10 protein-coding genes are annotated in these 13,447 nt (G+C 41.2%); 5 read left to right on the top strand and 5 right to left on the bottom strand.

The window, feature by feature from the left end; genetic code table 11:
- The first annotated feature begins 32 nt into the window (after window positions 1-32).
- Window positions 33-1,250: an ABC transporter permease gene (locus tag AC0L4E_RS16535; protein WP_473680273.1), complete on the top strand. Its 1,218-nt coding sequence runs from the start codon at window positions 33-35 to the stop codon at window positions 1,248-1,250.
- On the top strand, window positions 1,247-2,383 hold the full coding sequence (locus AC0L4E_RS16530) for an ABC transporter permease (protein ID WP_473680272.1): 1,137 nt from the start codon (window positions 1,247-1,249) through the stop codon (window positions 2,381-2,383). The genes AC0L4E_RS16535 and AC0L4E_RS16530 overlap by 4 nt, the downstream gene beginning before the upstream one ends.
- Before the next feature lie 175 nt (window positions 2,384-2,558).
- Here AC0L4E_RS16530 and AC0L4E_RS16525 read toward each other — a convergent pair whose 3' ends face one another.
- Window positions 2,559-5,087 carry an Ig-like domain-containing protein gene (locus tag AC0L4E_RS16525; RefSeq protein ID WP_473680270.1) on the bottom strand — a complete coding sequence of 843 codons (2,529 nt, stop codon included), beginning with the start codon at window positions 5,085-5,087 and terminating at the stop codon, window positions 2,559-2,561.
- A gap of 25 nt (window positions 5,088-5,112) precedes the next feature.
- Entirely contained in the window at window positions 5,113-5,646 is a 534-nt protein-coding gene (gene yjgA / locus AC0L4E_RS16520) for a ribosome biogenesis factor YjgA (protein ID WP_473680268.1), read from the bottom strand.
- 248 nt (window positions 5,647-5,894) lie between these two features.
- Here yjgA and pmbA point away from each other — a divergent pair, with 248 nt between their 5' ends.
- Both pmbA and AC0L4E_RS16510 read left to right on the top strand, forming a co-directional pair.
- Window positions 5,895-7,238 carry a metalloprotease PmbA gene (pmbA, locus tag AC0L4E_RS16515; RefSeq protein ID WP_473680266.1) on the top strand — a complete coding sequence of 448 codons (1,344 nt, stop codon included), beginning with the start codon at window positions 5,895-5,897 and terminating at the stop codon, window positions 7,236-7,238.
- A 176-nt stretch (window positions 7,239-7,414) separates the two neighbouring features.
- Window positions 7,415-8,779 carry a hypothetical protein gene (locus AC0L4E_RS16510; RefSeq protein WP_473680264.1) on the top strand — a complete coding sequence of 455 codons (1,365 nt, stop codon included), beginning with the start codon at window positions 7,415-7,417 and terminating at the stop codon, window positions 8,777-8,779.
- A 126-nt stretch (window positions 8,780-8,905) separates the two neighbouring features.
- On the opposite strand, the gene AC0L4E_RS16505 is transcribed toward AC0L4E_RS16510, so the two are convergent.
- From AC0L4E_RS16505 to AC0L4E_RS16495, 3 genes are all read right to left on the bottom strand, one after another.
- Window positions 8,906-10,345, bottom strand: coding sequence for a methyl-accepting chemotaxis protein (locus AC0L4E_RS16505; protein WP_473680262.1), 1,440 nt, complete (start codon window positions 10,343-10,345; stop codon window positions 8,906-8,908).
- A 190-nt stretch (window positions 10,346-10,535) separates the two neighbouring features.
- Window positions 10,536-10,772, bottom strand: coding sequence for a hypothetical protein (locus tag AC0L4E_RS16500; RefSeq protein WP_473680260.1), 237 nt, complete (start codon window positions 10,770-10,772; stop codon window positions 10,536-10,538).
- The gene (locus tag AC0L4E_RS16495; RefSeq protein WP_473680258.1) at window positions 10,769-11,554 is read right to left on the bottom strand and encodes a hypothetical protein; all 786 of its coding nucleotides are present in this window, start codon (window positions 11,552-11,554) and stop codon (window positions 10,769-10,771) included. The genes AC0L4E_RS16500 and AC0L4E_RS16495 overlap by 4 nt, the downstream gene beginning before the upstream one ends.
- Before the next feature lie 241 nt (window positions 11,555-11,795).
- Between AC0L4E_RS16495 and AC0L4E_RS16490 the strand changes: the two genes are divergently transcribed.
- Window positions 11,796-13,355, top strand: coding sequence for a S10 family peptidase (locus AC0L4E_RS16490; RefSeq protein WP_473680256.1), 1,560 nt, complete (start codon window positions 11,796-11,798; stop codon window positions 13,353-13,355).
- Window positions 13,356-13,447: the final 92 nt, after the last annotated feature.

Raw genomic sequence — 13,447 nt, 5'->3', positions numbered from 1 at the left:
TAATGAGTTTTCTCAAAGGTTAAGGTGCGAAAATGCGGGCTTTGCTAAAACAAGAACTTAAGCGCTTATGGAACTCTCCTTGGCAGCTTGCCTTGGTGACTTACATTCCGCTTATCAGTATTTTGTGCCTCTGGTGGTTATTTAGTGCAGGGCTGCCAAGGCAACTGCCTGTAGCAGTGGTTGATCAAGACAATAGTCAATTAACCCGTACGCTAACTCGTAACTTAACAGCTAACTCGGTAATCAAACCGATAGCCTATGCCCAATTAGCCGATGCAGAAGCGGCGATGAAACAAGCTGAAGTTTATGCCATTGTTTTGTTTCCCTATGAATTTAAAAAGTCACTATTAACCAGTGGCACTCCTACTGTAGATATTCGTTATAACAGCCAGTTTTTATTGGTTGGTAAGCTGTTATCTAGCCAGTTACAACTGAGTTTAGGTGCAGGCTTGATGGAGGTAGCTGGGTTAAAGCAACTGCTTAATGGAGTGAATAGTGCCTCGGTGGCGGTAAATTTAAGTCCTGTCACTAGTCAAACTACGGCATTGTTTAATCGCAACAACAACTATGTTGGTTTTTTAGTGCCGCCCGTGCTGATTGCGCTGCTGCAATTACTCGCGATGATGACGTTCATTAATTCACTTAATGATTCGTTAATCAGCAAAGATGATACCTACCTTTTACCCGATGACTTCTGGCGTCAAGCTGGCTGCAAAGTGCTTTTCTACACGCCTATTATGGCGCTTCATGGCAGCTTTATTCTGGTGTGGTTATACGGTTATTTAAGTTTGCCAATTGCAGGCTCTATGAGTTTATTAGTCGTGGCATTGGTCATGATGCTACTGGCATTATGGACCTTAGTGATTTTAGTATTTTTACTGATGCGAGAGCCTGCACGTAGTGTTAGCTTTTGTACCGCGTTATTTGCTCCAGCATTTGCGTTTATGGGAGTGACATTTCCTGTTAATGATATGCCGCAACTAGCCCAGTGGTGGCGCTTAATAATGCCTTCAAGCCACTATATCGACTCTCATATCAGTGTGATCAGTTATGGTGCTGGTTTCCAACAGGTACTAACGCAATTTTTATCCTATTGGTATTTTTTGATTGTGCTTGCTTTGGCGTGGGGTTTATACAGAGTCATCTATGGTAAGCAGAGTACGGCTCAACAAGCTGACTCGCTAATTTCTGGACGAGTGAATAAAGGGCAATCTAATAAAGAGCAAGCCAATAAAGAGGCGAGCATATGAGTTGGTTACAATTATTGCTTGCTGAACTAAAGGCTATTTTAGCTGATAAAGCCATCGTGGTGACCATGTTTGGCGGAGTGCTATTTTATTCAGTTTTGTACCCATTGCCTTATTTAAATCAAGTACCGACAGAGCAAATGGTGGTAGTGGTAGATCACGATAATTCCTCATTAAGTCGGCAGTTACTCAGGCATGCCGATGCGAGCCCCAAAATTAATATTGTGGCGCAACTTGGCAGTATAAATGAAGCACAGCAATGGATTTCTGAGTCTAAAGCTCATGGTTTGTTGGTGATACCCGAGGGATTTAGACGCAACTTGTTACTGGGTAAAGGTGCTACCTTAAGCTACGGCGGCGATGCGAGTTACTTCCTCATATACTCTGCTATCGCAGAGGGGTTAATCAGCGCAGGGATGGATGCAGGTAAACAAATTCAAATGGTGGGCTTATTAGCGCGAGGGCAAAACCCTAAGCAGGCTCAGCAAAGCTTAAACTCAGTTAATATTAATAGTGTTCCAGCATTTAACCCAAGCTTAGGTTACACCCCTTATGTTGTACCGGGATTATTCTTACTTATATTGCATCAAACTTTGCTGATTGGTACAGGGATATTAGGCGCGGGACAATGGCGTAAAAAGGGCTATTGGAATCAAGTGTCACCTATCGCATTAATAGGGGCTCGACTGACTGTTTTTGGCCTTATCTATGCGTTGTTCTCTAGCTTTTATTTAGGCTATTGCTTCTATTGGTACGATGTCAGCGTTCAGGCGACATTGGGGCAAGTCAGTTTATTCATGTTGCCATTTTTATTATCAACAGCAGCTTGCGGAATTGCATTGAGTAGTTTGTTCGTTAAACGAGAGCTACCTACTCAAGTGTTATTGTTAGTGTCTATGCCAATACTCTTTGTATCGGGGTTTGTGTGGCCGTTGGCCTTGATCCCAGACTTATTAGTGCAAGTCTCTCAGGTTATCCCTGCTGTGCCAGCTATTTTAGGTATGTTGGAGTTAAACCAAATGGGAGCTGATTGGGTAACTGTTCTTCCGCAGTGGCTACAAATGTGGGCATTGTTTGCTTTATTTATGTTGCTGGCCTTTATAGGCGTTAAGCGACGCTTATCGGTGGACTCGTAATAAGCCTATTAGCATTCTAGTTGCACTTAACATTCTATTTTAGCTTGTCATTATGACTCTTGAAGTTGTGAGTGGAGATAAAAAGAAGCTTACTTTCAACAAACAAAAGCTCGCCGAAGCGAGCTTTAAATTGAATCTAATGTATTTCTACTATTTAAAGTCGATTAAATGTTGCCTATTGAACTGTGACACTGATGTCTGAATTAGTGATTAATCCAGAAGGGGTTGTCACTGTGAAGGTAATAATATCTTCACCAGCCTCATTTGCAGCAGTATAAATAAACTTAGTCGCCACCTGATCACAGGCATGGGTTAAGTCCCCATCTGAGTATGTGAAGCAAGTAGCATTTGGCACAGTATAACCATTAAAGTTAACAGCGCCGTTAATGGCGGTGATAGTTAGCGTAGAACCTGAAGGCATTACTTGTCGTGCACTATCATATAGTTCAATTAATACCGTGGTCATTTCTTCTGGTGCTAATGTTAGGCTAGTTAATAAGCCGCCATCAACATCTGTGGGAATGATGCTGGCAACTGACCCAGCCATGGTAAGTACTGTGGCTGAACGAATATAGATTTTATTAGCTTGGTCTTCACCACATAAACTACCTTCACACTGCGGGCCATTAAATTTGCCATCAGGACCTGAGTAGCTGCTATTACCTTGTGCGCTGAAGAATGGTTTACCTGGAACATAAACTCCTACTTCGTCATCATCTCTAAAGGCATCACCTATGTCACTGAAGCCACCTTGATGATAGGTTTCTCGATCCATGCCGTTACCCGTACAGGCAATGGCATTATCTGCACTGTCTAAACATGCATTTACAATCACACCGCCGTCGGCATCATCAAATATGTTGTTACCGTTAGTATCGAAAAAGGTTTCATGACCTAATGCATAGGCGAGTACAGTCACGCGGTGATCAGTAGGGCGAGGATCTGCAGATGTCCAAATCACTGAACATGTTCCGTTTACAGTAGAACAAGACGGTTGTATTTGGCCACCTTCAGACGTGAAATTCACCGTTGTGTCATCAGGTGCGGGGTTGCCAAAGCTATCAGAGGCAAACACTGTCATTACCACTTCTGTACCATCAATATTTCCTGCTTCAGGATTAAATAATGAAGGTGAGAGGCTAAAGCCTAGTTGTTGCGGCAAACCGGTATTCACGGTTAACTGCTCTGACTGTGTAGTAATAGTATCGCCAGAATCTGAGTCTGTTGCAGAGGCAAGCACTCGAACTGGAGTTGGAATGGTGCCAGATTGAACGGTCACTGTGACTAAGCCTTCAGAATTACTGGTAGCTTCGCTGGTGGTTTCGCCATTGGCAAAACTTAAGCCGCCAACGATAGTATCTAAGCTAAAGTCTACCGCTTGCTGAGCTGCTGGTTGGCCGCTGGCACTGCTAACTAAAAAGGTCACCAATGACGTTTCTGTTGACCCTGTTCCACCTGCGCCTTTAATGCGAATTTGCGTTGGCTCTGCAGAGATGAAGCTTAAGCTACCTAATGTTTGACGTTCTAAGGAGAAGTCAAAGGTGGCACTGAATGTTTCACTGCCAACAACAGCGGATGCTACGATTTGCTCACTGCGGACACTGTTACCGCTACAACTGGTATCTTGGTACGTTGAGCGTGCTTGGCCTGCTGATGACGTCACTGGTGAGTCAATGCTGGCATCAGCATTAACGACACAATCGGAAGTGAACGAAACACTCGTCGGTGTTTGTAGTGGGGTGAAACTACCATCATCGGCTTCGACGATGATGTCAGCAATAACGCCAAAGCTAGCACCTGCTCCAATAACGTATTCACCATCAGTATTTTCCACTAAGGTTGAACCAAGTTCATTTTCATGGAAAGTGTTGTTACTGTCGATATAACCAAATTTGAGTGTGCCATCAGGGATGACCTCATCACTGGCTAAGACTTGATATGCACTGGTGCCCGTAATCGTTGTTCCATTATAGTCAGTGCTGGTCACTAAAGTGTATGCACCAAGATCGCTACTGGCTGCGGTATAACTGACCGTCGCAATACCATCTGCAGAAGTCAGCGCCGTATTTGGCGATAAGCTGGCATTACCTGCTTGGAAAGTAACTAGCTGATCCGCAATTGGCTGGTTTGTGCCATCGAGAATATTGGCAGTCAGTAGTACAGGTTGATCAATTTTAAAACTGGTAACCGTTTGGCCTGATTGGGTAATACTAGCAGTTACTGAGATTGAGTCAGGAGTGGGAATGGTATTGCTATCTTCAAATTGATAGTTTTTGCTGGCACTGACACTATCAGCGTCATCAGGATTGTATGTCACCGTGAGGGTGCCTGCACCAACTGCGCTGTCAGTTGAGCTGATGAAGACGCTGGCCAGGCCATCACTGTCAGTTAATTTACTGTCAGCACTAGCGTCGCCAAAATCAGGAACAAAATTGACAATGGCGCCGCTAACATTGCTATTTGATAGCTTTAGCTGAGCAACAGCACAAAAGCTTTCGTTAATATCAAATGTCAGTGAGTCTGTATCAGCATCACATTGACCATCAACAACAGTTTGATAGCTCACGCTGATACTATAACTACCATCTTCGCCTCCACCATTGTCATTGTCATCAGACGGGCCATTACAACCAGTAAGTAACCCGAGTAATCCAAGTGAAGCAATTGATAAAGGCAGTGCGTATATTATTTTTTTTAGTAGCATCAGCAACATCCTTGTAAAGTAAATTCTATTCAGCTAATCCAGCGCGTAAGTATTTGAATAATTCTTTATGAGATTTTGATTCAGGGCCTTTGGCTAATTCTTTATTTGATTGGCGAATAAGCTGGCGCAGTTTTTGACGATCAAATGCTTCATGTTGAGCAAGTAAAGTTTCAACTTCTTCATTTGGGTTTTCGAGTAAACGAGCACGAAGTTTTTCAATAATCTGCACTTGAGCAGTTTCATTATTGTTTTTATTCAGCACATTATTTAGGGCTGTAATAATCGGTTCGTGTTCAAAACCACGCATCAATTTACCTATATACTGAAGGTGGCGACGGTACGCCTCAGTTTTAGGTTTAATGCTTTTTGTTTTTAGTACAGCATCATACAAGAATTCATCTAAGCCAATTTTGTCTAGTTGTGACTTACTCAACGCAATTAGGCGCATGCCTAGTTCTTGCGCATCTTCGCTTTCTTTTTTGAATTCTGTTCTGCTGACGTAATCATCGTCATTGTCATATGGCTGGTGGAAGTGATCTGAATCGCCGACAATTTTCATAGTAAATAACCTCTAATAAATATCGGCGAATAATAACACTTCAGAGGCTATTGCGGCCACTGAATATACGTTAAGTCGACGATTTACTTTAAAACTAATTCACATGCATTAAGTGATAATTCAACATGATAACTATAGGTTAGTTTATTTAAGCCTATTTGTGCGCCTAAATCCTTGTTTTGATGGTTATCAATACAGTTTTGAATTTGATATGCTAGGCGCAACAATGGAAACTAAAGAGTAAGTTTGTGTCTACCCAAAATATTGATACTGAATTAGCGGCGTTAAAAAATGCCGTTGCTGTAGCATTAGAACATGCAAAAAAACTAGGCACGAGCGCTGCTGAAGTCGCCATTAGTAAACAACAAGGATTATCGGTTTCAACCCGTGAAAAAGAAGTTGAAACCGTTGAATTTAATAAAGACGGCGCATTAGGCATTACCGTATATCGTGACGGCTGCAAAGGTAGCTCATCAACTTCAGATTTGAGCCCTGTAGCTATTGCCGTTGCAGTAAAAGCAGCTGATGACATTGCAAAATACACGTCGTCAGACCCTTTTAGTGGGTTAGCGGATAAAGAGCTGATGGCGCAAACCATTCGTGATTTAGATTTATATCACCCGCAAGATGTTACGCCTGATGAGTTAGCTCAGTTAGCCATCCGTGCTGAAGAAGCGAGTTTGTCAGTGGATAAGCGCGTGCAGCATTCAGATGGCGCGACCGCCAATGCTCACACAGCTGCCAAAGTTTACGGTAACAGCCACGGCTTTTTAAACGGTTACTGCAGTTCTCGTTACAGCTTAAGTTGCGTTGTGATTGGCGAAGAAGCTGATGGCAACATGCAACGTGACTATGATTACACGATTGCGCGTAAATATAATGAGTTAATGACGCCTGAGTCAGTCGGACTATTAGCAGCTAATAAGACCTTAAACCGTCTTGATGCTCGTAAAATTCCGACCTCGAATTTACCGGTTTTGTTTTCGCCTGAAATTGCTACAGGTTTGATTGGTCACTTGATTGGCGCAATTAGCGGTAGCAGTTTGTACCGTAAATCGAGTTTTTTACAAGACTCGATTCATACTCAGCTTTTCCCTGAGTGGTTCAGTATTGAAGAAAACCCACATCTTATCGGCGCACTGGCAAGTGCAAACTACGACAGTGAAGGCGTAGCGACTCAACAACGTCAAATCATTGAACGTGGCCAATTAGAAACTTATCTACTAACCAGTTATTCAGCCCGTAAGCTAGAGCTACCGAATACCGGTCATGCTGGTGGCATTTATAATTGGACCTTAAGCAATACAGGGCAAACCTTTGACGAGTTAGTTAAAGAGATGGGTACTGGCCTTATTGTTACAGAAGTTATGGGGCAAGGCGTGAATATGGTCACAGGTGATTATTCTCGCGGGGCTGCTGGTTTTTACGTTGAAAATGGCGTGATCCAGTATCCAGTTGAAGAAATTACCATTGCAGGTAATTTAAAAGACATGTTTATGGGGATCCAAGGGGTCGCTAAAGATCAAGACTTGCGTTCATCAATTCGCACAGGTGGTATTTTACTGAGCGAGATGAAAATCGCGGGTAGTTAATTTTTAATCCCTTTTGCTATTTAAAGCACTGCATTCGCAGTGCTTTTTTGTGTCTATTTTTTGTAATCAAAAAGTATTTACGCTCGCTTTCCTATCTTTACACTTCTTTACGGTCACTTACACCCGTGCCTTGTCCTATCTCTTGAGAATGTAATTAAATAGTTAACGGAGTAGATATGTTTAATAAAAATGTGTTCAGCTTGATGATGTTTTGCGCAGGAAGTGTAGCGCTTGTTGGATGCGACTCAAGTGATGACAGTGACGAGAGCTCAGATAGTTCGGCCTATATTCAGTATTACAATGCCTCTGTAAATAGTACTGCCACTTCTCTAGTTTTAGACGACTATGAATACAGTGATATAGAGTTTGGGGATTCAATGCCACGTTATAGCTACGATACAGGTAGTGTTGAAATGGAGATTTATGGTCAGGACGAAAATGAAGACACTGTGACGATTTATAGTGAGGATATGAGCTTCAGCAATGAAGAAAATCATTTATTTGTGCTCTATGGCGACTACCATTCTCCTGAGTTATTAGACATCAGCTACGATCGCAGCGACATGGATGATATGAATGATGACGACGATGAAGATTACAGCAAAATGCAGGTGTTGGTTGCAAATGTGACTTCAGAAGACATGGCATATGATGCTTATATTTCGTTAGATAGTGATGAATATCAAGACGCGACTATGCTGGGCAGCATCAATTATCGTGGTTACACCACCGAGTTAATGTTAGACACCGACGAGTATGTTATTTACTTGACTGAGCAAGGTACTGACAATGTGGTATATACCACTAACAGCATGAGCTTAACCACTGAAACTGTATATAAATTTGTACTTCGTAATAGCTTTGGTTCTGGGGATTTAAAGATTACCTTAGACAGCGTTGACTCTACTTCTACACCAGTGTCATATACCAATATTGACTCAACAGCTGACTTTAGAATCTTTAACGGCCTTGAAGACATCACCTTAGATGTGGATGTGGTCAGTAAATTAGAATCTCATTACCTTCACGATATTACACCGTTTAGCGCGAGTGATTTTCAGCAAACGGGCTTTAATGACTACGGGGTGACAGTGACAAACGTCGAGAGCTCTGAGGTTATTCTAGACAATGTATTAGTGACCTTTAATCAGGATGACATTCGTACTCTATTGCTATACCAAGATGACAGCATTAAAGGGATGGTTATTGAGCATGATATGCGTCCAAGAGCTTTTGAATACACAGTCGATGTAGCGAACTTATCGCAAGATTACGATGACTTAACCGTGTATTTTGTTAATAGCTCTGAAACTATTGAGTCTGCTGAATACACCATTGAAGATATTGATTTTGCCGAACAAGAAAGCCTAGTCATGCCACAAGATGATTATGAAATTAATGTGGTTTATGAGTCTGATAACGGCACTCAAACGTTGCTTTACCAATCTGAATTAATCAGCTTTGACGGTGATACCAACTACAGCTTTGTATTAACCAAAGATAGCCAAAGCCAGTTTGGTTATACCCTTCATCAGCTATAAAACTACTCACAATAGTTGTAGCGAGAATGATTAATAAATTAGCGGATAACCCCTATTAGCTAAGTTCAAAGACAAAAATGCCGATAATGAATATCGGCATTTTTTAGCTTTTTATCTGCGTCTCAATTACGCCGTTTGGTAGTTACTTAAAATTCGGCCTAAGTTAGCAGAAGCTTCAGATAAATCAACGACACCATTTGAAGATTGATTAGCAAGATCACGGATGGTATTCGATTTAACTCTAATTTCCGTTAGCTCTTTAGCAATGTCATTGGCTACAGCGCTTTGCTCTTCAGATGATGTTGAGATATGGAAACTCATATCCATGATAGAGCGAGAAGACTCAGCAATGGCATTAACATCAGTGCCAATATTGGTAATAAGGTCGCTACTGCTTTGCGCTTGCTTAACAGTGTCTTGGGTAATGCTATCGATGTTTTGAGTTTCTGATTGTAGCTGCTCTATCATGGTCTGAATTTCAACTGTCGCAGATTGAGTTCGACTGGCAAGAGTACGAACCTCATCAGCAACCACGGCAAATCCACGTCCCATTTCACCCGCTCTTGCAGCTTCGATAGCGGCGTTTAATGCCAGCAAGTTTGTTTGCTCAGAAATGGCATTAATAGTGGTGATAACTTCATTAATTTTGGTGGCATTTTCTTTTAAGCTGCCAACTGAGTCTGAAGTTTTTTCGATGTAAGTTGATAACTGCTGAATTTCTTCAATAGCACGTTTCACACGGTTGTAGCTTTGCTTGGTGTATTCAGAATCTTGCTCAACCTGTTGGGTAGTATTTTTGGCAATATTGGAGACTTCTAAAGATGAAGCAGTCATTTCTTCCATTGCCGTAGCAACAGAGTCCAATGAAATATACTGTTGATCGATTTGTTCAGCGCTTTGCTGAGTTTCATCGGCAAATGAGCTTGATGTGGTGTGTAAGGTGTCAGCACTCTTTTTAACCGTCACAACCAACTCGGTTAAAGTATCCATTGCTTGGTCTAATGCGCAGCCTATGGTGCCAAACTCATCACGCCCTGGGTGAAACCCTAAGCGAGAAGTTAAATCACCTTTACCGATTTTAGCTGTGGTGTCCCAAAGTACCCACAATGCCCCGCCTATAAAGGTTGCATTCCAGTAGATCACTAAAGCAAAAGGCAGTACCCATAAAAAAGACAGTAATAAGCTATATAATGCCGCTTGTTTGGCATCACTTTCAGCATTACGAACTGATTCAGTTAATGAAAAATATTGTCCATTAGCTTGAACTACCGCTGTAACGTTATGGCCATTACGATCGCTTTGTTGATTAAAGTCAGATACGGATAACCCAGCAGCATTTGCTTGCTCAAGCTGTCCAGTTGCTTCAAGCGTATTAACTGTAGCTGTCACCTTCTCAGTGAGCACTGTCATTGAGCTTTGCTCTATTTGATTTATGCTGTTGAAGTAACTGTTGATCGAGATACTGCTAACAATCAGTAAAAATAGTCCGAAAATCGCCCAAAACTTATCGTTAATAGACATTTTAATAAATAGCTTATCAATATTACGAAATTCAACTTGTTTCATATTGTCGATGCTTCAGTGATGAAAATTAATCGAATTTTAGAGCAGGTAAACAGGATTTGATACGGTTTTTTACAAAATAATGGCTTTTTTACGTGGTTTGTTACATCAGTTACATGCTGGCAAAATTAATAACCAAGAACGTATTGTGTTGCCATGTAAACAAGCCTTTATTAAGCAGTTTAAATCATCTTTAATTCATTGCTTTATTTAAAAACCGCCTAAAGGCATTTTCAAAAGCGATGACTAAATCTGGTGTTTGTTCCTGAGTCAAAATGTGCAGCATCCCTGCATAAGAAACAGCTTGATGGGCGTAACAAATAAATTCAGCGAGCTGCCAAGCTTGTAATAGCTCATCGCGAGATCCATATTCTCGCCATTGAGATAGATAAGTATCAATAACATATTGCTTATCTTCACTGTCATTCATTCTAAATAAATAGGTACCGTCAATGAAAGGGTGGCTAATGCAGCCATCGCTCCAATCAAAAAAACAAATCCTTCGTCTTTTGGAGCATCACCATAGTTAAGTTTTTGAGGGCGAGATTTCGCAGCTGCAATATTTTCTATATGTAAATCGCTGTGAACCAATGTATTGGGTATCTTAAATGCAGATAAAGCTGCAACGGCACTTATTAAGCGTTCGATGACGTGGTTTAGTTTATCTGCAGACAGGTTAAGTTCTTTGGGTAAGCGAGAGGTGATGGCTTCATTTTGAAATATGTTTCTAAGCTGCTTAGGAAGGTTTGTGATATCACGGCGAATACATCCAGCACTTTCGAGTTCAGTAATATGCTTAACCGAAGTAATTTGCAGTTTAGCAAAGGCTGCGAATGGCTCAGCCCAATCAGATAAGGGCACAGTATCAACAAATGCTTCCCCAAAACTTGCTGTTAGCATCCATTGTTGGCTGGCATCAAATGCGATGACCTCTGCACTATATTGTGGAAAGAGTTCGTATAATTTGGCACATAGACTGGCTTCGTTTGAGAATAGAGGAAGGAAAGCTGTAGCTTTAAAGAATACGTCGCCAGAATAAGTTGTCTGTCTTAAAACATACCCTAACGTCCAACCTTTAACTTGTTGCTGTTCTCCAATTAAGCGAAAGTGCTTTTTATTGAGTTCAAACTCTGTCCAATGTTTAGCATTTTGTGGCCAATTAGGTTGCTGCCAGCTTTGTATTTTTGGACTTAATGTGCCGTTAAAATTCATGAATGCTTCTTCCCTAAGCCTTTCCTTTGTATGTATTTTTTACAGCATCATTTTGTAAAAATGTGAATGTACGTTTGCTTACGATTAATGTTATACCTAAAAAGTTTTTTAAATCAGTACCTTATCGTTATTTGTTAACGTGTTGCTGTACTTAGGATAACACTTTGATTGCACTATTAGACATTTGAACATTTAATATACCCACACAAGTACCCAAGATTGATAAAAAAAGAGAACAGGTATGAAGGTTATTACCCTTGCAGCAACGCTGCTTTGCATTTCTCCAATGCTAATTTCAGCTACGGCGTATGCCGAAGATACAGCTAAAAACAAATCAAATTCTACATCGATGGCTGAATACAGCCGTAAAATCGCGGTTGATGAAACCGTTGTCACTGAACATAAAACTAAAGTCAATGGTAATAGTTTTTCCTACACAGCCACTGTGGGAACTCAGCCAGTTTGGAATGACAATGGCGATGCGGTAGCAACCCTTAGTTATACCTATTATCAACGTGAAAATGTCCGCAGCACAGCTAAAAGACCGTTATTGATTTCATTTAATGGTGGGCCAGGTTCTGCTTCAGTATGGATGGATATTGGTTATACAGGCCCAAGAGCAATCAATGTGGATGATGAAGGTTATCCGTTGCAGCCATACGGGGTTAAAGCGAATCCTCATTCAATTTTGGATATTGCAGATATAGTTTATGTAAACCCAGTTAATACTGGATATTCAAGAGTGCTGCCAAACGCAGATGGTCAGATGCCAAGTAAAGATAAGCAACAAGAGATGTTTTTTGGCGTGAACGCCGACATTAAATACCTTGCTGAGTGGCTAAATACTTTTGTGACCCGCAACGAACGCTGGCGTTCACCTAAGTATTTAATTGGTGAAAGTTACGGTACTACACGAGTATCTGGTTTAGCATTAGAACTACAAAACCGTCAGTGGATGTACCTTAATGGCGTAGTGTTAGTGTCACCAACTGATATCGGTATAGAACGTAAAGGCCCAGTTAAGTCAGCTAATCGCTTACCGTACTTTGCCGCAGCGGCTTGGTTTCACAAGGCATTAGCTGATGATTTACAACAGACCGATTTGACCGAGTTTTTACCAGAAGTTGAAGCCTTTACCATTAATGAATATATTCCGGCATTGGCGATGGGCGGATTTATCGCACCGGATCATAAACAGAAAATTGCAGAAAAAGTGGCTCATTTTTCAGGTTTGAGTGTCGATGCAGTACTTAAATCAAATCTTGATGTATCAACGCGGTTTTTTTGGAAAGAGTTATTGCGTGAACGTGGACAAACCATTGGTCGTTTAGACTCTCGCTATCTTGGTATTGATAAGCAAGATGTCGGTGATAGCCCTGATTACAATGCAGAGTTAACCTCATGGCTGCATTCATTCACACCGGCGATTAATGCTTACATGCGTGAAGAACTCAATTATAAAACGGACATCAAGTATTTCATGCTGGGTAATGTGCACCCTTGGGATCGCACTAACAACAAAACCGGTGAAAACCTGCGTCAGGCAATGGCACAAAATCCGTACTTAAATGTCATGGTACAAGCGGGTTATTATGATGGCGCAACTAATTACTTTGATGCTAAGTACAGCATGTGGCAATTGGATCCAAGCAGCAAAATGAAAGACCGCTTAAGCTTTAAAGGTTACCGTAGTGGTCATATGATGTACTTGCGTTCAGAAGATCTAAAGCAGTCTAATCAAGATTTACGTGAGTTTATTGAAGCGACGATGCCAAAAGAAAATGAGGCTGCAAAATATTAATTGCTAACGTGTGTTATTAGAATTCAGTAGTAATTCAATAGTAATTCAATAGTAATTGAATGATAAATTAAAAAGGAGCTTCGGCTCCTTTT

It is taken from the genome of Shewanella sp. GJ50-10, assembly GCF_055808815.1.
Note: the sequence above shows the minus strand (reverse complement) of the source record. Positions and strands in the feature narration are given on the sequence as shown.